Source organism: Ruegeria sp. HKCCD6647-2 (genome assembly GCF_057221075.1).
Map to the genome: position 1 here is coordinate 384,484 of NZ_JBWVBD010000002.1, position 25,979 is coordinate 410,462.

The following is a 25,979-nucleotide window of genomic DNA, read 5'->3' on the forward strand; positions in this document are numbered from 1 at the left end:
GAGGGGATAATGTGTTTCCAACTCTCAGAAAATTGAATATGACCGCTCGGGGTAACCTGTATGTGCTCGGCGTGAGCCAGGCGAGTTTGACAGGCAGGCAATCTGTTGTGTTCGCGCGGATCGGCTGTTGCCAAATCGCAATGCTTGTCGCATTTGCTGGATCACGAAAGTCCCTTTGGCAAGCAGGGGCATAAGATATACGATAACTGGTGCAAACGCGCGGATTTGCACCGAAACCTTAGACAGGCGAAGGCATGAGCCTAGGCACTATAAACGAAAAACAAGGCCGCGCTCCGCGCATCCTGTTCTACAGCCACGACACGTTCGGGCTCGGCCATCTACGCCGGTCGCGAGCTTTGGCTTCCGCAATGACGCAGGCGGACCCCAGTGCATCGGCCCTGATCCTGACAGGATCTCCCGTGGCGGGGCGTTTCACGTTCCCGCGCCGCGTTGATCATGTGCGTTTGCCGGGTGTAACCAAGCGTGCGGATGGCTCTTATGCGGCGCGAACAATTGGCATGGGCATTGACGAAGTGACCGAACTGCGCTCGGGCCTGATCCAGACGGCGGTTCAGCAATTCGACCCCGACGTCCTGATCGTCGATAAGGAGCCGACCGGGTTTCGGGGAGAGCTCTTGCCGACCCTGGAACGGCTCGAACATTCCCAAGGTACGCGGCTGGTTCTGGGCCTGCGCGACGTTCTAGACGAGCCGGAAGTCCTGGCTGCTGAATGGGACCGGAAAGAGGCCGTTGCAGCGACTGAACGTTTTTATGACGAGATCTGGGTATACGGTTTGCGCTCGGTCTATGATCCAACTGAAGGATTGCCACTCAGCCCGGCGACGCAGGCACGCATTCATTGGACGGGCTATCTGCGCCGGGATCTTGGCCCGATCGGCGAAGCGCCCGAGCAACCGTATATCCTGATCACGCCAGGTGGCGGCGGTGACGGCAAGTCGATGGTCAATCTGGTCCTGTCCGCCTACGAAAAAGACCCCAACCTGAACCCGAGGGCCATACTGGTCTACGGTCCGTTCCTTTCTGGCGAGTTACGCGAGGAATTCGAAACCCGTGTTGCGGCGTTGAACGGGCGGGTTACGGCAGTTGGTTTCGAATCGCAGATCGAAACCCTTTTTGCCGGTGCCGCTGGCGTAGTCTGCATGGGCGGCTACAACACTTTCTGCGAGGTGTTGTCCTTTGACAAGCGCGCCGTGATTGTTCCCCGAACCACGCCCCGACTGGAACAATGGATACGCGCCTCACGCGCGGAAGAGCTTGGGCTGGTGCGGATGCTGGACGAAAACCGCGACGGGCTGACAGCAGACGCCATGATCAACGCGATCCGCGAACTGCCACATCAACCCCTGCCCTCTCAGGCCATTCGGGCCGGTTTGCTGGATGGGTTGCAATACGTCACCCATCGCATTGATGCCCTGCTGGGCGCGGAACAAGAGCGCGCGACCGGATGACGGCGAAAAGCCCCAAACTGGCGGTGCTGGTCAAAGGATGGCCGCGCCTGTCCGAGACGTTCATTGCGCAGGAACTGGTGGCCCTGCAAGAGGCCGGGCATCGGTTCGATATCTGGTCACTGCGTCATCCCACAGATGCCAAGCGCCACCCGTTGCATGACCGGTTTCGTGGCCAAGTCCATTATCTGCCCGAATACCTGTACGATGAACCGGCTCGCCTGACCGCAGCCCGCGAGGTCGCGACCCGCCTGCCGGGCTATGCGCAGGCCTATCAGATCTGGCGGCAGGATTTGCGACGCGACCCAACGCACAACCGCATTCGCCGTTTCGGCCAGGCCTGTGTTCTGGCCGCCGAGTTGCCAAGGCAAACACGCGCTCTTTATGCACATTTCATGCACACGCCATCTTCGGTCGCACGCTACGCGGCGATCATGCGCGGCTTACCGTGGAGTTTTTCAGCACACGCCAAGGACATCTGGACCTCACCCGATTGGGAAAAGCGGGAAAAACTGCAAGCCGCAACATTCGGAGCCGCCTTTGGAGCAACCTGCACGGCCATCGGTGCCAACCATCTGCGGGGGCTCTCGGATGACCCGGCACGGGTCGATCTGATTTATCACGGGCTGGACCTCGCTCGATTTCCGGAAGCGCCAAATAGGGCAAAGCGAAGGGTGAATGGGCCATTTCACATGCTCTCGGTCGGACGGCTGGTCGAAAAAAAAGGCTTTGACCGCCTGATCGATGCCTTCGCTCTGTTGCCTCAGTCGTTGGACTGGCATTGGACGCACATTGGCGGCGGCACTCTTGGGGACGTTTTGCGCGAAAAGGCAGCAAAGGCTGGCCTTTCGAACCGTATCACCTGGAAAGGCGCCTGTGACCAGCCTGAGGTCATTGCAGAAATGCGGCGCGCAGACCTGTTTGTTTTACCCAGCCGAATTGCAGCGGACGGCGATCGGGACGGATTGCCCAATGTCCTGATGGAGGCAGCCTCGCAACGCCTGCCGATCCTGTCCACGCCAGTTTCGGCAATTCCCGAGTTCATTGCTAACGGGACACATGGAGTTCTGTCCAATGATAAACCCAGCGCTTTGGCTCAGGCCATCGTGGACCTGGAGTCTGACCCCGAAAGAACGGATAAAATGGCCGCAATGGCCCATGAAAGATTGATTGCCGAATTTCGTATGGACCCGGGCATCGCCCGCCTGTCCGCGCGTCTCAGCGCCCTTTGCGCGGGTGACGCCTGATGGCACGCGTGGCTTTCTACGCACCGATGAAATCCCCCGACAGCTCCAACCCCTCGGGTGACCGCGAAATGGCGCGCAACCTGATGGCAGCCATCGGCGCCCAGGGTGATCGCGTGGATTTGGTGTCCCGGTTGCGGGTTTACGACAAAACAGGTGATGCTGCGGTTCAGGAAGCGCTGCGCGCCGAGGCTGAGATTGAAGGAAACAGGCTCATAGCCGAACTGCCGGCCGACATTGACCTGTGGGTCACCTATCACAATTACTACAAGGCCCCCGATCTGCTGGGACCACTGGTTTGCCGCGCCCGAGGCATTTCTTACGTGCAGTTGGAAAGCACCCGCGCAAGCAGCCGCCTTAACGGTGGATGGGCTGACTTCGCAAAGGCTGCGCATCAGGCCTGCGACGCTGCTCATATCATTTTCTATCATACCGCAAACGATCTGATAACGTTGAAGCGGGAACGGTTCGGGGAACAGCGTCTGGTGGAATTGCCGCCCTTCCTGCCCATTTCGAAACTACCGACGGCGTCCAACGGCGACGGACCAATTTTGACCGTGGGGATGATGCGGCATGGGGACAAACTTGCCTCCTATCGGATACTGGCCGATACCTTGACTGAACTGACCGGCGAGTGGGGTCTGAGCATCGTGGGCGACGGACCGGCCCGGTCAGAGGTTGAGGCCCTGTTGGAGCCGTTCGGGGCGCGTGTGCGATTTCTGGGACAATTGGATCGCGATGATCTGCAACAGCAGTATCAATCGTCCTCGATGCTCCTTTGGCCCGGTGTGAACGAGGCGTACGGTATGGTTTACCTCGAGGCACAAGCCAGCGGATTGCCTGTCGTTGCGCAAGACCGGCCCGGTGTGCGCGACGTTTTGGCCCCGTCGGACCATCCGACAGTGGAATGCGGACCAAAAGGCCTGGCGCAGCGCATTCGGAGGCTTAACTCTGACCTCGACCTTCGCCGCGCCGAAGGGGTAAAGGCACGCTCTTACGTTGCGAAACGCCACCTGATGCCGTCAGCCACCAACCGCTTCTGGACGGCGGTGCGCCCTTTGTTGGAGGCCGGTCCATGACACGATTGGCATTGCTGCGCCACGGGCACACAGCATGGAATCGCGCGGGTCAGATTCAGGGCCGCAGCGACATCCCTCTGGACGCCGAAGCCCGATCCGAGCTTGCAGGCTATCAGCTGCCGGAACCATGGGACGCCGCAACCCTTTGGTCCAGCCCGTTGTCTCGTGCGGTTGAAACCGCCCGCCTGGTTGCCGATCGTGACCCGCTGACTGCACCCGCGCTGACCGAAATGAATTGGGGCGATTGGGAGGGCAAACGCGGCGCAGACCTGATCGAACAACCTGAAAGCGGTTATTGTCATATCGAGGATTGGGGTTGGGACTTTCGCCCTCCGTCGGGGGAAAGTCCGGCCGAATTATGGAACCGCCTCGCACCCTGGCTGGCAGAGCTGCAGGGCGACAACATTGCCGTATGTCATATCGGCATCATGCGCGTCATTCTGGCGAGGGCCTGGGGATGGGGATTTCGTGGCCCCGCGCCGTTCAAGATCAAACGGAACCGCCTGTTCATTCTGGACATCGGCAATATGCGGCCCGTGAGCGAACCCGTTCGACTTCAAAAACGTCAGGTGTCCGGATGAAGGTCATGATCGTCGTCACGCACCTTTTGGGCACTGGACATCTGAGCCGCGCACTGACGATTGGCCGCGCGTTTGCGGAAAAGGCTCACGAGGTCCTTGTCGTCTCGGGTGGAATGCCTGCGCCGCAGTTGAACAGTGCGGGAATGTCCATGCTGACGCTTCCGCCGCTCCGGTCGGATGGTGTCGATTTTACTCGCCTGCTGGACCAGAAAGGTCGTGTTGCGGGGGAAGGGTATTTTTCCGCACGAAGGACAGCCCTTACTCAAGCTGTTCGCAGTTTTAAGCCTCAGGTCTTGATTACCGAGCTTTATCCCTTTGGCCGCAGGTCCCTGACGGAAGAGTTTCAGGCTGTTCTGGAGGCCGCGCGAAGCTTGCCACATGATCCGGTCATTCTCGCCTCGGTCCGTGACATCCTTGCACCACCTTCCAAACCGTCCAAGGCGACCCGCGCGGACGAAATTGTGACGCAGTTCTACGACGGCGTGCTTGTTCATTCCGACCCGCAGATCACATCGCTAGAGGTCAGTTGGCCGGTTTCAAAAAATCTGGCGGCGCATCTGCACTACACGGGGTTTGTTGCACCAGCGTCGGCAGATCGGCACCCTGAAGGCGAAGGACAAGGCGAAGTTTTGGTCAGTGCCGGTGGTGGTTCCGTTGGGCAACCGATCTTTCGCGCGGCCATCGAGGCCGCCCGCAAGATGCCCCACAGGCGCTGGCGCCTGTTGGTCGGCGGATCAGACGCGCGCGAACGCATCGACGAATTGTCACGGTTGGCAGAAGGCGCGCCGGTCACTTTGGAACCGGTGCGACCTGATTTCCGGCAAATGTTGCCACTGGCCGCGGCCTCGGTCAGCATGTGTGGTTACAACACGGCGATGGACCTGCTGCAAAGTGGCGTCCCGTCGGTCTTGATCCCTTTCGACGATGGAAAGGAAGTCGAGCAGAGCCTGCGAGGACAAAGCCTGTCGCAACTGCAGGCTGTGGAAGTCACGCGGAGCGCTGACTTGTCAGGTCAGGTGTTGGCCGAAGCTGTTTCCAGGGTGATCACAGAAGGGCCACGCGCCCCGATCACCCAGGGCTTCGATGGTGCAAAGCGATCCGTTGAAATTGCCGGACGTATGGTGGAGGCGAAAGATTGACTGCGGATTGGACGTCACTGCAAGCCGAGTTGCGGCGATGGCGGGCCGAAAATCTGGATTTGCCGCTGTGGTGGCGTGATGACGACGCGATTGCAGTCACGCCTCAGTTAGAGCGCTTGTCAGAGTTATCGGACGAGTTGGGGCTGCCGGTGCATCTCGCGGTCATCCCGCGCCACGCAGAGGAGGCTTTGGCAGAATACCTCGCCAACAAGTCAGGTCTGATGCCAGTGGTGCATGGCTGGGCCCATCAAAACCACGCCCCGGTAGATGAGAAAAAATCCGAGTTTCGTCTGCATCGCCCCATGGACAGTATCATTGAAGATGCCAGAGCGGGGGTTTCCCGTCTGAGCGAACTTTTTGGAGATCGGCTGCAGCCTATGTTCGTGCCGCCGTGGAACCGCATCGCACCAGAAGTGGCCGCACATTTACCGGACTTGGGATATCGGGTGCTGTCCACGGCAACGCCACGCGGTGCAGCGTTGGCCGCCCCGGGATTGGAACAGATCAACACGCACCTGGACCCGATCGACTGGCGCGGAACCCGTGGGCTGATCGATCCAGACGCCTTGATTGCCACTACAATCAAACTCTTGCAGGATCGCCGCAGAGGACGCTCGGACAACAGCGAGCCCTTTGGCGTGTTGACCCACCATCTTGTTCATGATCAGGACGTCTGGCGCTTTTCCCGCGACCTGCTCTGCCGGTTGCTGGATGGTCCCGGATTTGCCTGGACCGGAATAAAACGCGGAAAGACGAGGGAGACCCCGAATGAGCCGACTTGATTCAATGCTGCGCCGCCTGACCGCCCAACGTGACGGGTTGAATTGGGCTGCGGCGCAAATTGGTGAATTGGGCGGCGATGTTCTGGACATGGGGTTGGGCAACGGCAGAACCTATGATCACCTGCGTGAAATCCTGCCCACGCGCCGGATCTGGGTGATGGACCGGGTGCTGCAATGCCATCCCGACAGCACACCTCCTGCCGGGGATTTCCTGCAGGGCGAGGCCGAGCCCATGCTGCACAGGCTGACTGAGGCAGGCCACCGCATGGCGCTGGCGCATTACGATTTCGGGCGTGGTATCAAGAGCGAGGATGTGGCCGAGGCCGCCCGCCTCAGCCCCCTGATCGCGCAGGTGATGCAACCGGGGGGGCTGCTGATCTCTGGACAACCTCTGGTCGGGTTCAGACAGATCAAGGGGCCTGACACGATCGCGCCGGATCGCTACCTGTTCTATCGCGCCGGATCAGGCGACTCGATGGCCACGTGACCAGACGGCTCTCAGTGCGGGCACATCCGCACGCATCCGGAACCGGATCAGATCGGCGCGGGCGCCTGGGCGCAGTTCTCCGCGATCCTCCAGACCCGCAGCCTGCGCAGGCGTTTGCGTAACCGTTCGCATTCCGCGCGCCATATTACCCCACAACTCGCCCAGCCGAGTGGCCGACAGCAGTAGCGCCGAAGGAACATAGTCCGAAGACATGATGTCCAGATATCCCAGTTCGGCCAGTTCGCGTGCCGCGACATTGCCGGAATGCGATCCGCCCCGGATCACGTTGGGGGCACCCATCATAACCTTGATGCCGTGATCGTGACATGCGCGCGCGGCTTCGACCGTGGTTGGAAACTCTGCCAGCCGAATTCCGTGCTTCGCAGACACGCGAACCTGTTCGTGGGTGGTGTCGTCATGGCTGGCCAAAACGGCACCAAACCGGCGCGCGGCCTTCACCGTCTCGACCTCATGTTTGTCACCGTGGCGATCCCGCAAAGCCTGCAGCTGAGCAATGTGCTGCAGGAACGCGTCATCGACCAGCCCATATTTGCCCTTCATGTAGTCTTCAAGCTTTGTGATATCGCGAAACTGGCGTTGACCCGGAGTGTGGTCCATCAGCGAGACCAAACCAACCCGATCCTCCGGGCCGAACTCATCCAGTTCCTCGATCAGCGTCTCCGAACACACTTCGGCCCTAAGGTGCAGGAAATGGCTGATTTTCAACGCATCCTGTTCGCGCAACTGCCATAGCTCCCGGGACAAACCCCGTGCATATTTCAGATACCGCCCTGCCCCGCTTGGGATCGACCCCACTCGCATCGCGTCAAATACGGTTGTGATGCCGGTGCTGGCCAGCTCGGCATCATGCGCGATAATGGCCGAGGCATGAGGCCAGTCCACTTTGGGGCGCGGTTGGATGTGGCGTTCAAGATTATCCGTATGAAGTTCGACCAGACCGGGGCTGACATAGTCACCTTCGCAATCCACCGCTCCGGACGGAACTGCCGTGCCTGTGTCGACCTCGACGATGGCCTCCCCGGCGATCCGGATGCTGCCGGTGACGATCTCGTCAGGCAGAACAAGCGTGGCATTGGCAAGGATCAATTCTTCTGTCATCTGAACTTCACGTGGTTTGAGAAATTGGGATGGCCACGCAATAGGAGGCCAATGTGACATTCACGCGATACGCGATCTACTACGCACCCCCGGCCGATGCGGAGTGGGCGAAATTCGCAACCAGTTGGCTGGGGTGGGACATGGAGACCGGGCAACCGGTCGCACATCCGGAAATCGATGGAATGGATGTTGCAACTGTTACCGAGGTGCCCAGAAAATACGGGTTGCACGCGACGATGAAACCACCGTTTCGGCTGCAGGCCGGGCATTCGATTGCAGGATTGCAGGATGCCTGCGCTCAGCTTGCGGCCCGTTGTACACCGGTCATGATCGAGGGTCTTGAAGTCGCGCGGCTGGGCCGGTTTCTCGCGCTGCGCCCGCTGGGCGACACCAGCGCGCTGAACGCATTGGCCGCAGCTTGCGTTCGCGATCTGGACAAGTTTCGCGCCCCGACCTCGGACTCCGAGATGGCTCGCAGGCGCAATGCGAACCTGACCGCCGGGCAGGAAGCCAACCTGATCCAATGGGGCTATCCATACGTGATGGAGGCGTTCCGCTTCCACATCACGCTCAGTGGCAAGCTGAACGAAACCACGCTGGCGCAGGTGCAGTCCACGTTGGAGAATCACCTGACCCCGTTGCTGCCCTCGCCTTTCCCGATCAGTGATCTGGCATTGATGGGCGAGGCCGAAGACGGGCGGTTTCACCTGATCCATCGCTACGCCCTCACAGCCTGAAGCTGGCGCAATATCGATTCCACGGTCGCATCCAATGTGCCGGAATTGTCGATTTCGATCAGACGGTTCAGGCCGCTTGGAAGCGGCGCCCCGGATCGGCCAAGTCGCCGCATCTGTTCATCTGCGCTTTCTCGTCCACGGGCCATCAGGCGTTGTGCCAGAACCTCTGCATTTGCGGTCAGCGAAACAACAATAAAGTCACCAAAAACCTCCTGCGCAAGCAGCAACACACTGCGCGACAGGTTCACCAATACGGCATCGGCTTCGCGTCGCTGTGTTTCGATTTGCCTCGGAATTCCATAGTGCAACCCGTGTGCCGGCCAACTCAGGGCAAAGTCGCCGGCCTGTTCCATCTGGTCAAACGTTTTGACAGAGACCCGATCGAAATCTTCGCCGTCTTCGCCTTCGGGCCGGGTGATTACCCTGCGGGCTCTTGCAAAACCGGGTGCGCGCGCGATCAGCGCTTCCATCACACTGTCCTTGCCAACCCCGGACGGGCCGACGACCGCTATGACCGGAGCAGGGCTCATGCTGCCAATTCCGGTGAAAAGCCCGAGACATTGACCTCGCGATCACAGACACGATCCCGCGCACCGACATCATGGAATATCCCGACAATCGCAGCGCCGCGCGCTTTGGCATCTTCGATCAGTGAAAGGACGGTCTCGCGGTTCTGGACATCCAGACTAGCCGTGGGTTCATCCAACAGCATCGCCGGGTAGTCATGGGCAAAACCGCGCGCGATATTCACACGCTGCTGCTCGCCGCCGGAAAACGTGGTCGGGCTGAGGGGCCACAGGTTTTCGGGAATATTCAGGCGCCGCAGCAGGGCTTTCGCCTTGTCCATCGCCTGTTGCCTGTCACAGCCGAGCGCCAGCAGCGGTTCGGCCACAACGTCAACCGTCGGAACCCGCGGAACGACTCGCAAAAACTGACTGACATACCCCAATGTCTCACGTCGCAATGCCAGAATTTCACGCGGCTCTGCCTTGGCGACGTCCAGACCACCCACCATTACCTGACCGGTTGCGGCAAGATAGTTGCCGTAGATCACCCGCATCAACGTCGACTTACCGGCGCCGGAGGTACCGGTCAGGGCAACACATTCCCCGGGCGCGACCGAAAGCGAGGCGCCCTCCATCACCGGAATGACCGCACCGCCTTGATTGTGCAAAGTAAAGCTCTTGCTGACGTCCTTGAGTTCAATCATCGCACTTCATCTTTTTCCAAATACTCAAACTTGCAGAACGCTCGACACAAGCAACTGCGTATAGGCGTGTTGCGGGTCGTCCAGCACCTGATCGGTCAGCCCCGCTTCAACGACAAACCCGTCCTTCATCACCATCAGGCGATCCGCCAGCAATCGGACAACGGCCAGATCGTGCGTGACGATGATTGCGCTCAGTCCCATTTCTCGAACCAACCCGCGCAACAGGTCGAGCAAGCGCGCCTGCACCGAAACATCCAGCCCACCGGTCGGTTCGTCCATGAACACTAGCCGGGGGCCGGTCACCAGATTGCGCGCAATCTGCAATCGTTGCTGCATCCCGCCTGAAAACGCGGTTGGACGATCGTCGATGCGCGTTTCATCGATCTCGACCCGGCCCAGCCAATCCATGGCCTTGTCCCGGATGCTTCCGTAGTGACGGTCACCAACGGCCATCAATCGCTCGCCGATATTACCGCCGGCACTGACCGACATCCGCAACCCGTCGCGGGCATGTTGATGCACAAAGGCCCAGTCGGTACGGCCCAGCATCCGGCGTTCGGGTTCCGACATTGTGACCGTATCCACCTGGCCATCAACCCGCGTGTCAAAGATCACCTGCCCGGCATCGGGTTCCAGATGACCCGCCAAACAATTCAACAAGGTCGACTTGCCCGACCCGCTTTCGCCGACGATCCCCATCACCTCACCGGGATAAAGATCGAAACTTACATCCGCGCATCCGATCCGCGCGCCATAGTTTTTCTGGATGCCTCTGACCTGCAACAAAGGTGTCATGCCGCGTTCTCCTCGGCCAGTCGGCCTACATGGCCCGCCTCGCGGCGTGACCGGCAATAATCGGTGTCCGAGCAAACAAACATCCGGTTGCCCGCGTCATCCATGATCACTTCGTCCAGATAGCTGTCCTCGGCCCCGCACAGGTCACACGGATGATCGGCCCTGGTGGCCTCGAACGGGTAGTCTTCGAAATCGAGGCTAACCACTTTGGTATGTGGCGGTACCGCATAAATCCTCTGCTCTCGCCCAGCGCCGAACAACTGGATCGCGTCCATTTCAAGCTTGGGGTTGTCGAATTTCGGAATTGGCGATGGGTCCATCACATAGCGCCCCGACACTTTCACCGGATAGGCATAAGCTGTCGAAATCGCGCCATGCTGGCTGATATCCTCGTATAGCTTCACATGCATCAGACCGTATTCCTCGAGGCTGTGCATCTTGCGCGTTTCGGTCTCGCGCGGTTCCAGAAACCGCAGCGGCTCCGGGATCGGCACCTGATAGACGATGATCTGATCCTCGCGCAGCTTCGCCTCGGGGATGCGGTGGCGGGTCTGGATGACTGTCGCCTTGCCCGTTTCTTCAGTTGTCTCCACGCCCGCCGTGTTCTCAAAGAACCTGCGGATCGAAACGGCATTAGTCGTATCGTCCGCGCCCTGATCGATCACCTTGAACATGTCATCTGGCGTTAGCGTCGCAGCCGAGACCTGAACGCCGCCGGTGCCCCAACCATATGGCATGGGCATCTCGCGGCTGGCGAAGGGAACTTGATAACCCGGAATAGCCAATCCTTTAAGGATCGCACGCCGGATCATGCGCTTGGTCTGTTCGTCCAGATAGGCGAAGTTGTATTCGCTCATAGCATCCCTCGCTCGATCAGGGCCGTTTCAAAGGCTTGGGGGGTTGTGAAGTGAACCGCGTCCATACCTGCGGCACGGGCACCCTCGACGTTCTTCGGACTGTCATCGACGAAGATGCAGTCCTGCGGCGCAAGGTCGGTGCGGTCGCAGAGCAGGTGGAAAATCTCAATCTGTGGTTTCAGCAGTTTTTCACGCCCCGACACGACCGTGATGCCGAAAACCTCGTCCAGTTCAGGGTGCACGGACACACCTCCGGGCCAGGTTTCAGCGGACCAGTTCGTGATGGCGTGGATTGGTGTTCCACGTTCCTTAAGCCGGTAGAGGATGTCCCACGTACCTTCGATCTTGTGCGGAACAGTAGTCGCATAGCGCTCGACATAGCTGGCCAAGCGCTGCTGATCCTCCGGGCAATCCAGTTCTGCCGCCGGCGCGCTGAAGGTTTCGCCCGCGTCCGCTCTCATGTTGCGGTCGAAAAAATCGACACGTGTCAGGAATTCGTCGACGGCCTCGCGGCTGCCCATATCGTCCAGCCATGCCAGATGCGGGTCCCATTTGATCAGGACATTACCGATATCGAAAACGACCGCTTTCATTCTGCAGCCTCCCTTGGCGCAATGCGTTCTTCGGCCTCACGACGCAACTTGCGAACCAGCTCCAGTTCGGACTGGAAATCCACGTAGTGCGGTAGTTTGATATGTTCGAGAAACCCGGTGGCCTGAATGTTGTCCGCGTGGCTCAGTACGAACTCTTCGTCCTGCGCGGGGGCACCCAGGTTGTCCTCTCCCAACTCTTTCCAACGCAGTGCACGATCCACCAGTGCCATAGCGATCGATTTGCGTTCAGATTGACCGAAGACCAGCCCATAGCCGCGCGTGAATTGCGGCGGTTCGGTCTTGGAGCCTTTGAACTGGTTCACCGTTTCGCATTCAGTCAGCTCGATCTCGCCGATCTCAATCTCAAAGCCCAGTTCAGGAATATCCATCTCGACCGCGACCTTGCCGATCCGCAACTCGCCCACGAAGGCGTGGTTTCGGGCATATCCGCGCTGGGTCGAATAGGCCATTCCCAGCACAAACCCCTCGTCCCCACGCGTCAGAGATTGCAGACGCAATGGTCGGTTTGAAGGAAATTCCATTGGCTCCCGCGTCAGATCCCCGGGAGTGGTATCGATTGCGGGCTCGTCCTGGATGATGTCCTCATCCTTGAGGAACTCAGTGATGTGTGGCGTCGGTTCCTGCCGTGCTGAGCCTCTCGGCGCAGGTTCGACTTCGCCATCGGCGGCCAGTTTGAAATCCAGTAACCGGTGAGTGTAATCGAAAGTCGGCCCCAGCACTTGGCCACCGGGCGCATCCTTGAATGTTGCCGAAATCCTGCGCTCACAGGCCATGCCTCCGGTATCAACCGGGTTCGAATAGCCAAAACGCGGCAACGTGGTACGGTATGCGCGGATCAGAAAGATCGCCTCGATCAAGTCACCACGCGCCTGTTTGATGGCCAATGCGGCAAGGTCGGGATCGAACAGGGATCCTTCGGCCATGACCCGGTTGACCGCCAGACTAAGCTGTTCGCGGATTTGCGCAATGCTCAGTTCCGCCACGTCCGTGTCACCACGCCGCTCTTCAGCCAGCCAGGCGTGGGCGTTCTCGATGGCTTTTTCACCCCCTTTAACAGCAACATACATGGCCTAACCCTCTGCCTCGATCTGTGTGCTGCGCGGAAGCGCCGCGACCCGGTTGCCACTGGTGAAAAAGAAATCGCACCCTAACGGATAGAGCGTCGAATTGCCCTGCAGAGCCACGACATCCGGCAGTGACAAACGCGCGGTGTTCTTTATGCCCGGCCCTCGCAGGATCGCACCTTGCGGCCGTAAAGCTTCGCATTCGACAATCAGCGTCGCAGAACGGTCCGGGTATTCAGGCGTACCAATGCGATAATTGCTCAACGGCATCAGATTCAGCCAGGCGCCGACGGCAAAATCGGCCTGAGATGCACCAACAATCGGTGCGCCCGTGTGGAAAGTCAGCCATTGGCGTATATCTTCAGTGTCCACCGCACCGGCCAGAAAAACGCCGGTATCCGCATCACACAGTGTCAGCAACAGCGTGCCCGCTGCAACTGATAGCGGTGCCGGAGGCTCGACCCCAGCAATCGTTCGAATTTCGCCGGGTCTCGCCATGACGGTCATTGCCGCGCGAAACGCATATGCGGCGTCTCTGGGGGCGTCGTGAAAACCGCCGGAAAACGGCGTTTGCGCATTCATCAGTCTTCTCCCCGAACCAGTGTGAAGAATTCTACCTTGGTGGCGGCGGCCTTGGCTGCACGTGCGTTTCGTGCGGCCTGCATCTGCTGTTTCAGTGGCTCGATCAGTGTTTCTCGGATCCCGCTGGCGGCTTTGGTCTGCATCAGCGCGTCGATCAAGGCCGCCACTTCGGCCCTGGATTTCGATCGCCCCCGCACATATCCATGCCCCACCGTGCCATCCTTCAGCACCAGAGAGCAGCGCGTCACCGTCATCTCACCAAGGTTGAACGGCGCGCCGGTTGCCCCTGTGCGCCCTCGTACCATCACGCCGCCAATTTCAGGGCTGCGCAGCCACTCGAACGACGGACGCTCTGCGACGTTGGCCCAGAGGGCCATCAACGCCTCTTCCGGGGCACGCGCCAACAGCCCCATCCATTCCTGCCGCGCCGCGGTATCGGTTTCTGTCTGTTCTTTCATCGAAAGCCCTTGTCGCGGTTGTCTATACGAACTATACAACTAGACAAATATTACAGCTCGCGGCCGCGTGCTGCAATCCTCGATTCCATGAAGTTTTGGTGACATGAACAAAACACCTGTCTGGAAAAGCATCGCCCTGAGCCTCACATCAGATATCGCCGAAGGGCGTTACGGGACCGGAGATCGCCTGCCGACCGAAGCGCAACTGTCGGCGACGCACGGTGTCAATCGCCATACCGTTCGGCGCGCCCTGTCCGAGCTTGCCGATCAGGGCCTGGTCCACGCCCGCCGTGGCGCAGGTGTATTTGTGACAGCGCGACCCACGGACTATCCAATCGGTAAACGGGTCAGATATCACAAAAGCATATCTGCCAGTGGAAAGATTCCGGGCAAACGTATTCTGTCACTAACGACACGCGTCGCTGACGTAGCGGAGGCTGAGGCGCTTGGGCTGAACCCCGGCGACGCGGTGCACGTCTATGACGGCTTGTCCCTTGCCGATGGTCGGCCCGTGGCAGTGTTTCAAAGCAGTTTTCCGGCAATCCGCTTTCCGGACATCCTGCAGACCCTGACCGAAACACAATCCGTCACAAAAGCGCTGCAACGATGCGGTGTTGAGGATTACATCCGAATCTCCACGCGCCTGACCGCGCGGGCTGCTACTGCGACACAAGCCCTGCACCTGAACCTGAGTGAAGGGGCTCCGGTTTTGCATTCGGTCGGTATCAATGCCGACCCGGACGGGCGACCGGTTGAATATGGCAAGACAGTCTTTGCCGGTGAACGTGTCACGCTGACCATCAGCGATCCTTGATTGTCAGACATGCTCCCGCCCGTCTTCGGCCTCCTGTCGGAGTCCTCATCCGGTTGGGCCCGGCGCCGCGCGCTGCGCGGCGCCGGGCCCAAGGCCGCCAGGGGGTATCGGCGTAGCCGATGCGCCAGCGGGCGCGGGAGGGCCATGGCTCAAGAAATCCGCGTTATTCGTACTTTTCCAGGAATGCCTCAGCCTGAAGAGCGCGAAAATCTGGCAGCACTTCACGCAGTCTCGCATGGTCCCAGTCCCACCAGGCAAGCGCCATCATACGCTCAGAAATGTTCTCAGAGAACCGGCGACGAACCGGCTTGGCGGTCACACCGGCGACAATGGTATATGGCGGCACATCCTTGGTTACGATTGCTCCGGATGCGACCACCGCTCCGTGGCCGATGGTCACTTCGGGTTTGATGATCGCCGCATGCCCAATCCAGGTATCATGGCCGACATAAGTCGTCCGACCCGCACGATGGGCGAACCAGTCCGCATCGTGCTCGGCATCGTCCCAATAGTCTCCCGAGCGATAGTGGAAATGATGCAGCGAGGCCTTCTCCATCGGATGATCCGTGGCCCCGATCCGCGTAAAGCTGGCGATATTGGCAAACTTGCCGATCCGCGCATTTGCGATGTCACAGGTTCGGTCGCAGTAGGAATAGTCCCCAAAATCGGAGTTCGCCACGCGTGTACCGGCTCCGATCTCGACATACGCGCCAAAGGTACTTTCTGTGATCTGGCAATCGGGCTGGATGAACGGCTGATCGAAACGCAGTCGCGCCATGGTCTTGTCGTCCTTTTTCTTTCTTAAGGCAGCAGGAACGGCTTGGCCTTCGGGTCGCGCGGCTTGCGCTTTTTGCCGGCCTCACCCTGGATCAGGCGTTTGCGCAACCAGCCTGAGAACCAGTCCATCAGCATCACCATCAGGATAATCAGGACGATGTAATAGGCGACTTCTTCCCAGTCCTTCTGGGTGATAATCGCCTGCGTCAGCAACAGACCGATCCCACCGCCGGTGATCGCCCCGATCACGGTGGCGCTGCGGGTGTTGGATTCGAGAAAATAGAGAAGCTGGCTCAGCAGCACCGGAGTGATCTGCGGGATCACCCCAAACCGATAGCGCTGCGGTGCGTTCGCGCCGGTGGACTGGACGCCCTCGATCTGCTTCTGGTCGACGTTCTCCAGAGCTTCCGAGAAGATCTTGCCGAACGTTCCGGTATCCGTCACCAGAATGGCAAGCGCACCGGTTAGCGGGCCAGGGCCAAAGGCTCGGGCCAGAACGACCGTCCAGATCAGCGCGTCCACACCACGGACAAAGTCGAACACCCGTCGGGTGACAAACCGGACCGACCGCAGCGGGTTGAAGTTGCGTGTCGCCAGGAAGGCAAGCGGCAAGGCGATCATGCCTGCGCCCAAAGTCCCGAGGAACGCCATCAGAATGGTCTCGAAGATCGCCCAGGCCACGTCCTGATGCCGCCACATCTTGTTGGTCCAGAAATCGTTGAAGATCGCCCCGGCCTCTCCTGATGCCGCGCGCGCTGTCAATTCGGGAAAAGACTTGCCGTAGAAGGGGCTGTCGAGTGTGAACCAGAACAGCTCCCACCCGGTAAAATAGCGAAACACCTCGGACCGATTTCGGGTGACGGTCAGGCGGCCAGCGTCGGTGGTGATCGCCAATCGGTTCTTTGACACGTTGATCCAGTCAGGCACTTCACCTGCTGGCAACTCGGCCTGCACTCCGGCCGATCGGCTGGGCGTCGCGCGCACCGTGCCATAGCCCGGGATGTCGTACTCGACCGTTTCAGGGCCGAAGCGCACCACATGACCGTCTTCCAGATCAATCACCGTCGTCTCACCCAGCGCGACCCATTCGGGCGAGGTGCCCTCGGGATAAGCGCCTTTGCGTTCGCCCTCGATTGCGACGGATATTTCACCATTGCGATTGTCGCGCTCGACATGGGTTTTGTAGCTGTAGCTGTCAGACACAAGCGTCTTGCCGTTTTCCCAGTTGGCGCGTTCGGCCAGACCGGGGACATCGAAGGCAAAGACGACGTAGGTCAGGTATACAAGCACCAGCCCCGGCAGACCGAAATTCATGATACGCTTGCGGTTGAACAGGCGGTCGGCCTCGGCCTTGAGTTCGTCGATCGACAGGTCTGTGGCAAAGGTGCTCATGCGGTGGTTCCTTTTTCGGACCCGTGGGTCAGACGGTCGCGCAGATACCCGGACAGTTGATCCACAACGACGATGGTAACGAAGAGAAGGATAAAGATGGCTGCGGCCTCATCGTAACGACCCTGCCCCCAGGACATGGCGTTGCGCAGTTCGTAACCCAGACCGCCCGCTCCGACGAAGCCAAGGATGGCCGAGGCACGGATGTTAATTTCAAACCGCAGCAATGCATAGCTGACATAGTTCGGACCGACCTGCGGGATAACGCCCAGATACATTCGCTGTGACCAGTTGGCCCCTACGGAATGCAACCCTTCGACCGGTTTAAGTGAAGCGTTTTCATTAACTTCCGAGAACAACTTACCCAGCGCACCAGCCGTATGGATGGCAATGGCGATCATCGCAGGGATCGGGCCGCCACCCAGAATGAAGATCAGCACCAGCGCAATCACGATCTCCGGGATCGCGCGGAAGATATCCGAGATACGGCGGAAGACCGGGATCAGCGACGGCCAGAGCGCCATGCCGCGTGTCGACATGAGCGCAAGGAATGTTCCACCAATTGTCCCGACCAGTGTCGCGGCTGCGGCGATATTCAGTGTCTCAACCAGCGCCGGGAAAAACTCGACAAGATTTGCCGGCATCGCGCCGATCTTTTCCCACGCCTCGGACAACACCTCGGACGGGTAGTCCAGAATACGATGCCAGCCATCTGTGAAACTGCCCGCATTGCGGCTGTCTGCTGTGCGGAAGCCCGCAGCCATCAGCGCAACAAACAGGATCAGAAGGATACCACCATAGACCCGCTTGCGTCGTGTCATCGCTGTGTAGTCGTCGCGGATCTGATCGACGCCTGGGGACCCAGCAGTCAGGTCTGTCATGGAATGCTCCTGAGTGGAAAAACGGGGCCCGGTTTTCCACCGGACCCCGATCATTGGATATGCAGGCTTAGTTGGACTTCAGCTTGCGTGCTTCGATGATGATTTCGTAGGCGTCGTGGGTGATCGGCTCGAACGCCTTTGCCTCACCTGCGGCCACGCCATAGAAACACTCTTGGTCTTTCTCGTGCAGGCCGGCCATCAGGGCGGTCATCTTTTCCTTGACGTCCGCAGGCAGCGCGGTGCGCAGCACGATCGGTCCTTCCGGGATCGGTTTGGACTTCCAGATTTCAACCAGGTCGTTCATGTCGACCAGGCCGGCATCAACTGCGCGGCGCAGGGCACCCGAGTTGTATCCGTCTTCCCAATTGCCCAAACCGTCGGCCCAGGTCACACCGCCGTCGACGTCACCGTTGTTTACGGCAACAATGGTCTGCTCGTGACCACCGGTGAATTTCACTTCGCCGAAGTAATCACCCGAGTCCATGGTTGCGCCTGTAGCCTGCGGAATTTCGATCGACGGGATCAGGTAACCCGAGGTCGAATTCGGATCGCCGAAGCCAAAGGCCTTGCCCTTCATGTCTTCCAGCGAAGTGATGCCGCTGTCCTTGCGAGCGAAGCCAACCGAATAGTAGCCATAGCCACCGTCAAGGTTCACTTTTACCAAAACCGGCTCGACCGCTTCGGGGTCGCTCAGATAGGTTTTTGCATAGCCCGATGCGCCCAGCCATGCCATGTCGATGGTGCCGCCCAGCAGGCCCTGGATCACACCGTTATAGTCGGCAGGTGCAAACAGCTTGGTTTCAACACCCAGCTCTTCTTCGGTGTACTGACGAAGACACTCGTTGTTGTTCAGACGGTCCTGGGCGTTTTCGCCACCCAAGATACCGATGCGGAACTCGTTGATTTCCTGAGCCATTGCAGGTGCGGCCATGGCCGTGGTCGCAACAAGGGCAGCAATTAGTTTTTTCATCTGTCTTTCTCCAGGTTGATGTCCCCGACCTCTCATCGGGCCGGGCGATGAAAGGTGGTGGGGGGCTCAGATGGTGGCTTCGGCTTCCATCAGGGCCTTCTGGGTGGCGTCGAGCGTGTCGATCTCGGTCGATGTCGCCTCCTCCGAGAAGCTTGCATCGGCGCCATAGATCTCACGGGCGACGCCGGTGGTCAGCTGCTCGGGCAGCCCGTCGAACACGATGCGTCCGTCGCGCATGCCAACCACGCGGTCGCAATAGCGGCGCGCGGTATCCAGCGTATGCAGGTTGGCGATGACGGTGCGCCCGTCCTCTTCATGGATGCGACGTAGCGCCTGCATCACAACCTGCGCATTCATGGGGTCCAGCGAGGCGATTGGTTCATCCGCCAGAATGATCTTGGGGCCCTGCATCAGGGCCCGCGCAATCGCGACTCGCTGCTGCTGACCGCCCGACAAGGCTTCGGCCCGTTTCGGCGCATGTTCGGCAATGCCCAGACGGTCCAGAATATCGATGGCCCGATGGATGTCCTCCATCGGAAACAGGTTGAACATGGTGGCCAGCGTCGAATGCCGATTCAGCGTTCCGTGCAGTACGTTTGATACGACATCGAGGCGCGGCACCAGATTGAACTGCTGGAAGATCATCGCGCAGTCGGCCTGCCAGGCGCGCTTGTCTCGGCCTTTGAGTTGAGTGACGTCGCGACCTTCAAACAGAATCTGGCCATCGCTCGAATCCGTCAGGCGGTTAATCATCCTGAGCAGAGTCGATTTTCCCGCACCCGACCGGCCAATAATGCCGATCATGCAGGGCTTGTCGATGTCCAGAGTCGCGGCATCTACAGCCACGTTGTCGCCAAAACGTTTGGTCAGCTTGTCTATGCGCAGCACGTGCCACCCCCACTTCGTGTTGGCGGTCAGCTACAGATACCATTCAACGGCTTTGTGTCGGTTCGGTGAAAGTTTTGTAAACGTCCGCTGCCCTGTTGAGAGGCCTACACTTTGGCCACATTCGCGGATATATGCGCGTGACACCAAGTTACTCACATGAGGCCAACCATGAGCTTTGACCGCAAGATCAAGATCGCCCCGTCAATCCTCTCTGCCGATTTTGCCAATTTCGGACAGGAAATTCAGGCTATCGAGGCTCAGGGGGCCGATTGGGTCCATGTGGACGTGATGGACGGACATTTCGTACCGAACCTCACTTTCGGTCCGCCAGCGGTCAAAGCGTTTCGCCCGCATGTGAAGACGGTGATGGACGTGCACCTGATGATCACTCCGGTCGACCCATATATCCAGGCCTATGCGGATGCGGGCGCAGATGTGCTGACCGCGCATGTCGAAGCCGGACCGCATACGCACCGGACCTTGCAGGCGATTCGCGCTGCCGGGATGAAGGCGGGTGTAGCACTGAATCCCGGCACTCCGGCCGAGGCGGTCGAACACCTGCTTGATCTGACCGATCTGGTCTGCGTGATGACCGTGAACCCCGGATTTGGCGGTCAGAAGTTCATCGACATGACGAGCAAGATTCGCCGTCTGCGTCAGATGATCGGCGACCGCCCCGTCCATATTGAAATCGATGGCGGCGTCGACCCCAAAACGGCCCCCTTGGTTGCCGCTGCAGGTGCTGACGTTCTGGTCGCAGGCTCGGCTGTCTTCAAGGGCGGATCCGTAAACAAACCCGAAGTCTATGGCGAGAATATCCGTGCGGTTCGCGCTGCAGCCGAAAGCGTGCTGACCTGATCAGGCGGTACTCCCGCCAGCCGTCTGTGTTGCAGTCGAAACACCTCCTTTTGTTGGGCCCGGCATCGTGCTACGCGCGATGCCGGGCCCAAGGCCGCTAGCGGTATTGGCGCAGCCAATATCGCGCGGGCGCGGGAGGCTTTCGTTGCCTAAAGCCGACAACCCTTTACCAGAAGGGAAGCTATCTGTTCAGATCCTCGAAACAGCGCTCTTCTGCGACCAGTTTTTCAAGCAAAGGTGCAGGTTGCCAGAAATAGCCGTCCTCCGCCGACCATGAGCGGATATCGGACAAGACTTCTGGCAAACCTCGAATATCGGCCCATTTCAAAGGTCCGCCCCAATAGCGCGGGAAGCCGTAACCATAAAGCAGGACGACATCCACATCCAACGGGCGGCGGGCGATGCCTTCGCCAACCACCTTGGCGGCTTCATTTGCCATTGCGGTCAGGTAGCGGCGAACAATCTCTTCGTCCGAGAATGCACGCGGCGTGATCCCGTGTGTTGCTCGATCCGTTTCCACCAAAGTCAAAACTTCGGGGTTTGGCACACCGCCTCGCTTGCCCGGTTCGTATACGTAATATCCCCTGCCAGTCTTCTGTCCGAAATGCCCGGCCTCACACAGCTTGTCCGCGTATGAGCTGTCTCGGGCACGCGGGTCCAACCCTTCCGCCCGCTTGCGTTTTCGTGCGGCCCAACCGATGTCCAACCCGGCCAGATCCGATACCGCAAAAGGACCCATCGCAAAGCCGAAATCGGTGAGAGCCTTGTCAATCTGAAACGGGCTTGCCCCGTCCAAAACCATATGATCGGCGCAGGCGCGGTACGTATTCAGGATACGATTCCCGATGAATCCGTCGCAAACCCCTGCCCTCACGGACACTTTTTTCAACCTGCGCCCAAGAGCGAAACCAGTTGCCACAACCTCGGGACCGGTTTGCTCGGCCACGACGATTTCGAGAAGCTTCATCACATGGGCAGGCGAAAAGAAATGCAGCCCGATGACGTCAGAAGGCCGCCCCGTTGCCTTCGCGATCTCGTCGATATCCAGGTAGGAGGTATTTGTCGCGAGGATTGCACCTTCCTTGCAGACCGCATCCAGGCTGGAAAACACCTGCTTTTTGACCTTCATATCCTCGAACACGGCTTCGATCACAAGATCGGCGGCACTCAGAGCGCCGTACTCCGTGGCCAGTTCCAACTTATTGGCCAGGATGTCGTCATGGTTGCTCTGGGTCAGCTTGCCGCGCTTGAGCGCGCCACCAAGGTTCGAGGCGATCCGACCCTTGGCAGCGTGGGCGGCGTCATCGGACATCTCCAGCAGCGTCACCTGCAAACCTGCCAACAGGGCAGACGTTGCAATTCCGGCACCCATCGTGCCACCGCCGACAACGCCGATCTGATGCAGATCCCTCGGCGCGACATCTTTCAGTTCCGGCAGTTTCGACACCGCGCGTTCGGCAAAAAAGGCGTGGATCAACCCTTTGCGCTGATCAGACGCCATCAATTCCATGAACAACTCACGCTCACGCGCCTGACCGGCCACAAAACTTTCTGCCTCGCAGGCGGCCTGCACCGCGCGCACTGCGACGGCCGGTGAGAGTTGACCACGCCCCTTCTTCAACACGGCATCATAGGCCGCGTCGAAGTCAATCAGTTCAGGGGCGGGCATATCGCAGATCGGTCGGCGAGGCGTGTCAGTTTCCAGCAACTCGGCCACATACTCCAGACCGATCTGGCGCGGTTCACCCTCCTGGACCCTGTCCAGCACACCCAGTTCCAAGGCTTCGGGCGCCGACACATGGCGGCCTGTCGTAATCATGTCCAGCGCCGCCTGAACTCCGGTCACGCGCGGCAGGCGTTGAGTGCCACCTGCGCCCGGGATTATGCCCAGATTCACTTCGGGCAGACCGACCTTTGCAGAAGGTACGGCAATTCGGTAGTGACAGGACAATGCGACCTCGAGCCCGCCACCCAGCGCGGTTCCGTGCATTGCCGAAACGATCAATAGTGGCGATGCTTCGATCCGATCACAAAGTGCCGGGAGCCAGGGATCTTGCGGCGGTTTGCCAAATTCCCGGATGTCGGCGCCCGCGAAATAGGTCCGGCCATCTCCATGGATCAGCACTGCCCGCGCCCCCTCGGTCTCGGCGCGCTCGATCCCGGCCAAAAGGCCCCGTCGCACATCAACACCCAGAGCGTTTACCGGTGGGTTCTGCGCTGCAAGAACGGCAATATCTCCAACTTTCTCATATCCAATGACCTGGGACATTCGCCTCATACTCCCCCGATTGATGCACACAGCACACCCGCTTTTGGCCTTGTTATGGTGTGCGCCCGGAGACTGAACCGGGACGCGCTCGTATTCAACCCCATTTACCGACTAATCGTTCGGTTTTTTGCTAAACACCAAGAATTGATAAGTATTTTATGGGTCACCAATCGTGTGCGCCCTAAACTGACCAGAGGCTGTTGGGTGTACCAAGACCCTATGCTGTCGTCTTCACCAAGAACCAAACAGGGAGCATGATCATGTGCGATATTTGCGTCATCAACTCGGTGAAGGACCGAATGCTGTCCCGCCGATCGTTCTTCAAGGCCAGCGCCGCTGTGGCAGCGGGTACAGCACTCGGGACTGCACGCACCACTCCGGCCATGGCCGCAGGGCACGGAGAAATGGTGGACATGACCCACGTCTACGACGCCGATTTCCCAACCTATTTTGGCCAACCGGGGATCGAAGCGGACCAGATCTTCAATCTTGAGGACAATGGGTTCAACCTGTTCAGTCTGGCGGTCAATGAACACACCGGAACGCATATCGATGCGCCGCTGCATTTCTCGGCCGACGGACAGTCGGTGGATGAGATCCCGGTGTCGAACCTGGTCTGTCCGCTCTGCGTCATCGATATCGCCATGCGGGCGAGTGAGGATGCAGATGCCCAGGTCACCCCAGATGACCTAAAGACCTGGATCGCAGCGCACGGCCCGATCCCCGAAGGTGCCTGTGTTGCGATGCATTCCGGCTGGGGAAACAAAGCCAACTCACCTGAATTCCGCAACGCCGATGACGACGGTACGATGCACTTTCCAGGGTTTCACGTCGAGGCAGCACAGATGCTGATGGATGAAACAGGCGCAGTGGCTATTGCCGTAGATTCCCTGTCGCTGGATCATGGGCCATCAGCAGATTTCGCAACACATCACGCGTGGCTGCCAACCAATAGGTATGGAATCGAAAACCTGGCAAATCTCGATAAGGTACCGGCCAGCGGTGCCACTTTGATTGTAGGTGCACCCACGCACCGCGGTGGAACGGGCGGACCGGCCCGCATTTTCGCGATGGTTTAAAGACACATCCAATTGTGGCTATTGGGTTCAAGGACATCATACTTCTGATCTGCACACGCTGCACAACGGCTATGCGCAATACTGTATGGCCGATTGCGGCCAGGATGAATAAATCACGCTGGTGAAAAAAACCTCGACGAAAGATGGATCAATGCGCCAATCCACCACTCACCTGTCTTTGACCGAAATTGCAGCCGATATTGCCAAAGGCATCTGTGTCGCATTCGCTGAAATTGGCGAGGCACGCGCCAAGTCGCGCAAAGTGCAAATGCTTTGGTCGTTGAGCGACACCGATCTGGCCACGCGTGGAATTGATCGCAAAGACATCATTCGCCTTGTTATGGCTGGTGTCGTCTGAAGGTATCGCCAAGCCTTTTCAAGAGATCTGGATCAAAACCGTCGCATCGTTCTGACCGCCGTGACAGCCCGCAATTTTGCGGGCTTTTTCTTTTGTCAGGCTTGATATGTTACATTTTTCTTAACGCATCCAGATTCACGTTACATTTTTTCTTGCCGCGAATCACACGCAGGTTTATTAACCGACCTAGCGGTCAATTATTGTTGCTGACCTAGTAGGGAGAGTTCGATCCATGGATGCCTTTATCTGCGACGCTCAGCGGACTCCTATCGGTCGCTACGGCGGCAGCCTCAGCGCGGTTCGGACCGACGATCTGGCGGCTGTTCCGATGGCGGCATTGATGGCACGGAACCCACAGGTCGATTGGGCCAGTGTCGATGACGTCATCTTTGGCGATGCCAATCAGGCGGGGGAAAGCAACCGCAACGTGGCGCGCATGGCTGCCTTGCTGGCCGGGCTACCAGTGGACGTGCCGGGAACAACGTTCAACAGGCTTTGCGCCAGCGGAATGGATGCGGTTGGCATGGCCGCGCGGGCGATCAAGGCCGAAGACTACGACATGGCGATCGCAGGCGGTGTCGAAAGCATGTCGCGCGCGCCGTTCGTCATGCCCAAGGCCACATCCGCGTTTTCGCGTGCAAATGCAGTATACGACACCACTATTGGCTGGCGGTTCGTGAATCCCAGGATGCAGCGAGAGTTTGGTATCGACTCGATGCCGGAAACCGCAGATAACGTGGCGGAAGCTTATGGCATCAGCCGCGAAGATCAGGATGCATTTGCGGAACGCAGCCAGGCCCGCTGGGCCGCGGCGCACCAGGCCGGGGTGTTTCAGGAGGAGATCACCCCGGTCACAATTCCCCAGCGCAAGGGCGACCCGATCACCGTGGATACGGACGAGCATCCTCGCCCGGGCACGACGGCTGACAAGTTGGCTGCTCTCAAGGGGATCAACGGCCCGGACAAGACGGTTACAGCCGGAAACGCATCGGGTGTTAATGACGGCGCGGCGGCCATCCTGCTGGCGAACGAAGCTGCTGCGAGCAGAAATGGTCTTACCCCGATTGCACGCGTCGTTGGGATGTCCGTTGCGGGTGTCGAACCCCGTATTATGGGTATCGGCCCGGTCCCGGCCAGCCGCAAGGTGCTTGAGCGCGCCGGACTAAGCGTCGAACAGATGGATGTGATAGAATTGAACGAGGCTTTTGCCTCACAAGGTCTGGCCACGCTGCGCGAATTGGGTGTGCCTGACGACGCACCTCATGTGAACCCAAATGGCGGAGCGATTGCCATTGGCCACCCGCTTGGCATGTCTGGCGCGCGGCTGGTGATGACGGCAGCATACCAGCTCCGCCGCACTGGCGGTCGCTACGCGCTGTGCACGATGTGCGTAGGCGTTGGCCAGGGCGCCGCACTTGTACTTGAACGCGTGTGACGCGCAGCCCGAAAAGCGGGACCCGGATCTCGGTTTCCGCTGCGCGG

At 59.2% G+C, this 25,979-nt stretch carries 28 protein-coding genes; 13 read left to right on the forward strand and 15 right to left on the reverse strand.

Going from position 1 to position 25,979, the window contains the following annotated elements:
• Positions 1–254: 254 nt before the first annotated feature.
• The 7 genes from AC2TDJ_RS07915 to AC2TDJ_RS07945 are packed head-to-tail and all read left to right on the forward strand — an operon-like array spanning position 255 to position 6,778.
• Positions 255–1,469: a glycosyltransferase family protein gene (locus AC2TDJ_RS07915; RefSeq protein WP_480840945.1), complete on the forward strand. Its 1,215-nt coding sequence runs from the start codon at positions 255–257 to the stop codon at positions 1,467–1,469.
• Positions 1,466–2,713 carry a glycosyltransferase family 4 protein gene (locus AC2TDJ_RS07920; RefSeq protein ID WP_480840947.1) on the forward strand — a complete coding sequence of 416 codons (1,248 nt, stop codon included), beginning with the start codon at positions 1,466–1,468 and terminating at the stop codon, positions 2,711–2,713. Before AC2TDJ_RS07915 ends, AC2TDJ_RS07920 begins: the two co-directional genes overlap by 4 nt.
• Positions 2,713–3,789: a glycosyltransferase family 4 protein gene (locus AC2TDJ_RS07925; protein ID WP_480840949.1), complete on the forward strand. Its 1,077-nt coding sequence runs from the start codon at positions 2,713–2,715 to the stop codon at positions 3,787–3,789. Before AC2TDJ_RS07920 ends, AC2TDJ_RS07925 begins: the two co-directional genes overlap by 1 nt.
• A complete protein-coding gene (locus tag AC2TDJ_RS07930; RefSeq protein WP_480840951.1) occupies positions 3,786–4,370 on the forward strand; it encodes a histidine phosphatase family protein in 585 nt (194 codons plus the stop codon). The genes AC2TDJ_RS07925 and AC2TDJ_RS07930 overlap by 4 nt, the downstream gene beginning before the upstream one ends.
• Entirely contained in the window at positions 4,367–5,509 is a 1,143-nt protein-coding gene (locus AC2TDJ_RS07935; protein ID WP_480840953.1) for a glycosyltransferase family protein, read from the forward strand. The genes AC2TDJ_RS07930 and AC2TDJ_RS07935 overlap by 4 nt, the downstream gene beginning before the upstream one ends.
• Complete coding sequence (locus AC2TDJ_RS07940; RefSeq protein WP_480840955.1) at positions 5,506–6,291, forward strand: polysaccharide deacetylase family protein; 786 nt, start codon at positions 5,506–5,508, stop codon at positions 6,289–6,291. The genes AC2TDJ_RS07935 and AC2TDJ_RS07940 overlap by 4 nt, the downstream gene beginning before the upstream one ends.
• Entirely contained in the window at positions 6,278–6,778 is a 501-nt protein-coding gene (locus AC2TDJ_RS07945; RefSeq protein WP_480840957.1) for a class I SAM-dependent methyltransferase, read from the forward strand. The genes AC2TDJ_RS07940 and AC2TDJ_RS07945 overlap by 14 nt, the downstream gene beginning before the upstream one ends.
• On the opposite strand, the gene AC2TDJ_RS07950 is transcribed toward AC2TDJ_RS07945, so the two are convergent.
• Positions 6,755–7,897: an alpha-D-ribose 1-methylphosphonate 5-triphosphate diphosphatase gene (locus AC2TDJ_RS07950; protein WP_480840959.1), complete on the reverse strand. Its 1,143-nt coding sequence runs from the start codon at positions 7,895–7,897 to the stop codon at positions 6,755–6,757. The two genes, AC2TDJ_RS07945 and AC2TDJ_RS07950, sit on opposite strands and share 24 nt — an antisense overlap.
• A gap of 53 nt (positions 7,898–7,950) precedes the next feature.
• On the opposite strand from AC2TDJ_RS07950, the gene AC2TDJ_RS07955 reads away from it, so the two are divergent.
• Entirely contained in the window at positions 7,951–8,634 is a 684-nt protein-coding gene (locus tag AC2TDJ_RS07955; RefSeq protein ID WP_480840961.1) for a DUF1045 domain-containing protein, read from the forward strand.
• Here the strand turns inward: AC2TDJ_RS07955 and phnN are convergent.
• From phnN to phnG, 8 genes are read right to left on the reverse strand one after another with little or no spacing between them, the layout of a single operon-like run.
• On the reverse strand, positions 8,616–9,164 hold the full coding sequence (gene phnN / locus AC2TDJ_RS07960) for a phosphonate metabolism protein/1,5-bisphosphokinase (PRPP-forming) PhnN (protein ID WP_480840963.1): 549 nt from the start codon (positions 9,162–9,164) through the stop codon (positions 8,616–8,618). The two genes, AC2TDJ_RS07955 and phnN, sit on opposite strands and share 19 nt — an antisense overlap.
• Positions 9,161–9,844, reverse strand: coding sequence for a phosphonate C-P lyase system protein PhnL (phnL, locus tag AC2TDJ_RS07965; RefSeq protein WP_480840965.1), 684 nt, complete (start codon positions 9,842–9,844; stop codon positions 9,161–9,163). Before phnL ends, phnN begins: the two co-directional genes overlap by 4 nt.
• Before the next feature lie 24 nt (positions 9,845–9,868).
• Positions 9,869–10,639: a phosphonate C-P lyase system protein PhnK gene (phnK, locus tag AC2TDJ_RS07970; protein ID WP_480840967.1), complete on the reverse strand. Its 771-nt coding sequence runs from the start codon at positions 10,637–10,639 to the stop codon at positions 9,869–9,871.
• Positions 10,636–11,496 carry an alpha-D-ribose 1-methylphosphonate 5-phosphate C-P-lyase PhnJ gene (locus tag AC2TDJ_RS07975; protein ID WP_480840969.1) on the reverse strand — a complete coding sequence of 287 codons (861 nt, stop codon included), beginning with the start codon at positions 11,494–11,496 and terminating at the stop codon, positions 10,636–10,638. The genes phnK and AC2TDJ_RS07975 overlap by 4 nt, the downstream gene beginning before the upstream one ends.
• On the reverse strand, positions 11,493–12,089 hold the full coding sequence (locus tag AC2TDJ_RS07980) for an HAD family hydrolase (RefSeq protein ID WP_480840971.1): 597 nt from the start codon (positions 12,087–12,089) through the stop codon (positions 11,493–11,495). Before AC2TDJ_RS07980 ends, AC2TDJ_RS07975 begins: the two co-directional genes overlap by 4 nt.
• On the reverse strand, positions 12,086–13,177 hold the full coding sequence (locus tag AC2TDJ_RS07985) for a carbon-phosphorus lyase complex subunit (protein WP_480840973.1): 1,092 nt from the start codon (positions 13,175–13,177) through the stop codon (positions 12,086–12,088). Before AC2TDJ_RS07985 ends, AC2TDJ_RS07980 begins: the two co-directional genes overlap by 4 nt.
• Before the next feature lie 3 nt (positions 13,178–13,180).
• Positions 13,181–13,756: a phosphonate C-P lyase system protein PhnH gene (gene phnH / locus AC2TDJ_RS07990; protein ID WP_480840975.1), complete on the reverse strand. Its 576-nt coding sequence runs from the start codon at positions 13,754–13,756 to the stop codon at positions 13,181–13,183.
• On the reverse strand, positions 13,756–14,214 hold the full coding sequence (phnG, locus tag AC2TDJ_RS07995; protein ID WP_480840977.1) for a phosphonate C-P lyase system protein PhnG: 459 nt from the start codon (positions 14,212–14,214) through the stop codon (positions 13,756–13,758). Before phnG ends, phnH begins: the two co-directional genes overlap by 1 nt.
• Before the next feature lie 103 nt (positions 14,215–14,317).
• On the opposite strand from phnG, the gene phnF reads away from it, so the two are divergent.
• Positions 14,318–15,028: a phosphonate metabolism transcriptional regulator PhnF gene (gene phnF / locus AC2TDJ_RS08000; RefSeq protein ID WP_480840979.1), complete on the forward strand. Its 711-nt coding sequence runs from the start codon at positions 14,318–14,320 to the stop codon at positions 15,026–15,028.
• 163 nt (positions 15,029–15,191) lie between these two features.
• Here phnF and AC2TDJ_RS08005 read toward each other — a convergent pair whose 3' ends face one another.
• The 5 genes from AC2TDJ_RS08005 to phnC form a co-directional block, all read right to left on the reverse strand.
• Positions 15,192–15,806 (reverse strand): LbetaH domain-containing protein, encoded by a 615-nt coding sequence (locus tag AC2TDJ_RS08005; RefSeq protein ID WP_480840981.1) that lies wholly within the window; start codon positions 15,804–15,806, stop codon positions 15,192–15,194.
• A gap of 23 nt (positions 15,807–15,829) precedes the next feature.
• A complete protein-coding gene (gene phnE / locus AC2TDJ_RS08010; protein WP_480840983.1) occupies positions 15,830–17,197 on the reverse strand; it encodes a phosphonate ABC transporter, permease protein PhnE in 1,368 nt (455 codons plus the stop codon).
• Positions 17,194–18,075 (reverse strand): phosphonate ABC transporter, permease protein PhnE, encoded by an 882-nt coding sequence (gene phnE, locus AC2TDJ_RS08015; protein WP_480840985.1) that lies wholly within the window; start codon positions 18,073–18,075, stop codon positions 17,194–17,196. The genes phnE (AC2TDJ_RS08010) and phnE (AC2TDJ_RS08015) overlap by 4 nt, the downstream gene beginning before the upstream one ends.
• 67 nt (positions 18,076–18,142) lie before the next feature.
• Positions 18,143–19,045, reverse strand: a complete 903-nt coding sequence (gene phnD / locus AC2TDJ_RS08020; RefSeq protein WP_480840987.1) for a phosphonate ABC transporter substrate-binding protein — start codon at positions 19,043–19,045, stop codon at positions 18,143–18,145.
• A 66-nt stretch (positions 19,046–19,111) separates the two neighbouring features.
• Positions 19,112–19,933 (reverse strand): phosphonate ABC transporter ATP-binding protein, encoded by an 822-nt coding sequence (gene phnC, locus AC2TDJ_RS08025; protein ID WP_480840989.1) that lies wholly within the window; start codon positions 19,931–19,933, stop codon positions 19,112–19,114.
• Positions 19,934–20,101: 168 nt separating this feature from the next.
• Between phnC and rpe the strand changes: the two genes are divergently transcribed.
• Entirely contained in the window at positions 20,102–20,791 is a 690-nt protein-coding gene (gene rpe, locus AC2TDJ_RS08030) for a ribulose-phosphate 3-epimerase (protein ID WP_480840991.1), read from the forward strand.
• 181 nt (positions 20,792–20,972) lie between these two features.
• Here rpe and AC2TDJ_RS08035 read toward each other — a convergent pair whose 3' ends face one another.
• Complete coding sequence (locus AC2TDJ_RS08035; RefSeq protein ID WP_480840994.1) at positions 20,973–23,060, reverse strand: 3-hydroxyacyl-CoA dehydrogenase NAD-binding domain-containing protein; 2,088 nt, start codon at positions 23,058–23,060, stop codon at positions 20,973–20,975.
• A gap of 260 nt (positions 23,061–23,320) precedes the next feature.
• Between AC2TDJ_RS08035 and AC2TDJ_RS08040 the strand changes: the two genes are divergently transcribed.
• The 3 genes from AC2TDJ_RS08040 (at position 23,321) to pcaF (ending at position 25,932) form a co-directional block, all read left to right on the forward strand.
• Positions 23,321–24,139, forward strand: coding sequence for a cyclase family protein (locus AC2TDJ_RS08040; RefSeq protein ID WP_480840996.1), 819 nt, complete (start codon positions 23,321–23,323; stop codon positions 24,137–24,139).
• A gap of 151 nt (positions 24,140–24,290) precedes the next feature.
• Positions 24,291–24,497: a hypothetical protein gene (locus AC2TDJ_RS08045; protein ID WP_480840998.1), complete on the forward strand. Its 207-nt coding sequence runs from the start codon at positions 24,291–24,293 to the stop codon at positions 24,495–24,497.
• A gap of 232 nt (positions 24,498–24,729) precedes the next feature.
• Positions 24,730–25,932 (forward strand): 3-oxoadipyl-CoA thiolase, encoded by a 1,203-nt coding sequence (pcaF, locus tag AC2TDJ_RS08050; RefSeq protein WP_480840999.1) that lies wholly within the window; start codon positions 24,730–24,732, stop codon positions 25,930–25,932.
• The last annotated feature ends 47 nt before the right edge of the window (positions 25,933–25,979 follow it).

Bases quoted from the DNA above. Each gene is read 5' to 3' on its own strand.
- phnN (WP_480840963.1), bottom strand. From the start codon at position 9,164: ATGAGCCCTGCTCCGGTCATAGCGGTCGTCGGCCCGTCCGGGGTTGGC.
- phnD (WP_480840987.1), bottom strand. From the start codon at position 19,045: ATGAAAAAACTAATTGCTGCCCTTGTTGCGACCACGGCCATGGCCGCA.
- AC2TDJ_RS07975 (WP_480840969.1), bottom strand. From the start codon at position 11,496: ATGAGCGAATACAACTTCGCCTATCTGGACGAACAGACCAAGCGCATG.
- phnG (WP_480840977.1), bottom strand. From the start codon at position 14,214: ATGAAAGAACAGACAGAAACCGATACCGCGGCGCGGCAGGAATGGATG.
- AC2TDJ_RS08040 (WP_480840996.1), top strand. From the start codon at position 23,321: ATGTGCGATATTTGCGTCATCAACTCGGTGAAGGACCGAATGCTGTCC.
- phnH (WP_480840975.1), bottom strand. From the start codon at position 13,756: ATGAATGCGCAAACGCCGTTTTCCGGCGGTTTTCACGACGCCCCCAGA.
- phnE (WP_480840985.1), bottom strand. From the start codon at position 18,075: ATGACAGACCTGACTGCTGGGTCCCCAGGCGTCGATCAGATCCGCGAC.
- AC2TDJ_RS08035 (WP_480840994.1), bottom strand. From the start codon at position 23,060: ATGTCCCAGGTCATTGGATATGAGAAAGTTGGAGATATTGCCGTTCTT.
- phnL (WP_480840965.1), bottom strand. From the start codon at position 9,844: ATGATTGAACTCAAGGACGTCAGCAAGAGCTTTACTTTGCACAATCAA.
- AC2TDJ_RS08045 (WP_480840998.1), top strand. From the start codon at position 24,291: ATGCGCCAATCCACCACTCACCTGTCTTTGACCGAAATTGCAGCCGAT.
- AC2TDJ_RS07980 (WP_480840971.1), bottom strand. From the start codon at position 12,089: ATGAAAGCGGTCGTTTTCGATATCGGTAATGTCCTGATCAAATGGGAC.
- AC2TDJ_RS07950 (WP_480840959.1), bottom strand. From the start codon at position 7,897: ATGACAGAAGAATTGATCCTTGCCAATGCCACGCTTGTTCTGCCTGAC.
- AC2TDJ_RS07935 (WP_480840953.1), top strand. From the start codon at position 4,367: ATGAAGGTCATGATCGTCGTCACGCACCTTTTGGGCACTGGACATCTG.
- AC2TDJ_RS07920 (WP_480840947.1), top strand. From the start codon at position 1,466: ATGACGGCGAAAAGCCCCAAACTGGCGGTGCTGGTCAAAGGATGGCCG.
- phnF (WP_480840979.1), top strand. From the start codon at position 14,318: ATGAACAAAACACCTGTCTGGAAAAGCATCGCCCTGAGCCTCACATCA.
- AC2TDJ_RS07925 (WP_480840949.1), top strand. From the start codon at position 2,713: ATGGCACGCGTGGCTTTCTACGCACCGATGAAATCCCCCGACAGCTCC.
- AC2TDJ_RS07945 (WP_480840957.1), top strand. From the start codon at position 6,278: ATGAGCCGACTTGATTCAATGCTGCGCCGCCTGACCGCCCAACGTGAC.
- rpe (WP_480840991.1), top strand. From the start codon at position 20,102: ATGAGCTTTGACCGCAAGATCAAGATCGCCCCGTCAATCCTCTCTGCC.
- pcaF (WP_480840999.1), top strand. From the start codon at position 24,730: ATGGATGCCTTTATCTGCGACGCTCAGCGGACTCCTATCGGTCGCTAC.
- AC2TDJ_RS07915 (WP_480840945.1), top strand. From the start codon at position 255: ATGAGCCTAGGCACTATAAACGAAAAACAAGGCCGCGCTCCGCGCATC.
- phnE (WP_480840983.1), bottom strand. From the start codon at position 17,197: ATGAGCACCTTTGCCACAGACCTGTCGATCGACGAACTCAAGGCCGAG.
- phnK (WP_480840967.1), bottom strand. From the start codon at position 10,639: ATGACACCTTTGTTGCAGGTCAGAGGCATCCAGAAAAACTATGGCGCG.
- AC2TDJ_RS07930 (WP_480840951.1), top strand. From the start codon at position 3,786: ATGACACGATTGGCATTGCTGCGCCACGGGCACACAGCATGGAATCGC.
- AC2TDJ_RS07985 (WP_480840973.1), bottom strand. From the start codon at position 13,177: ATGTATGTTGCTGTTAAAGGGGGTGAAAAAGCCATCGAGAACGCCCAC.
- AC2TDJ_RS08005 (WP_480840981.1), bottom strand. From the start codon at position 15,806: ATGGCGCGACTGCGTTTCGATCAGCCGTTCATCCAGCCCGATTGCCAG.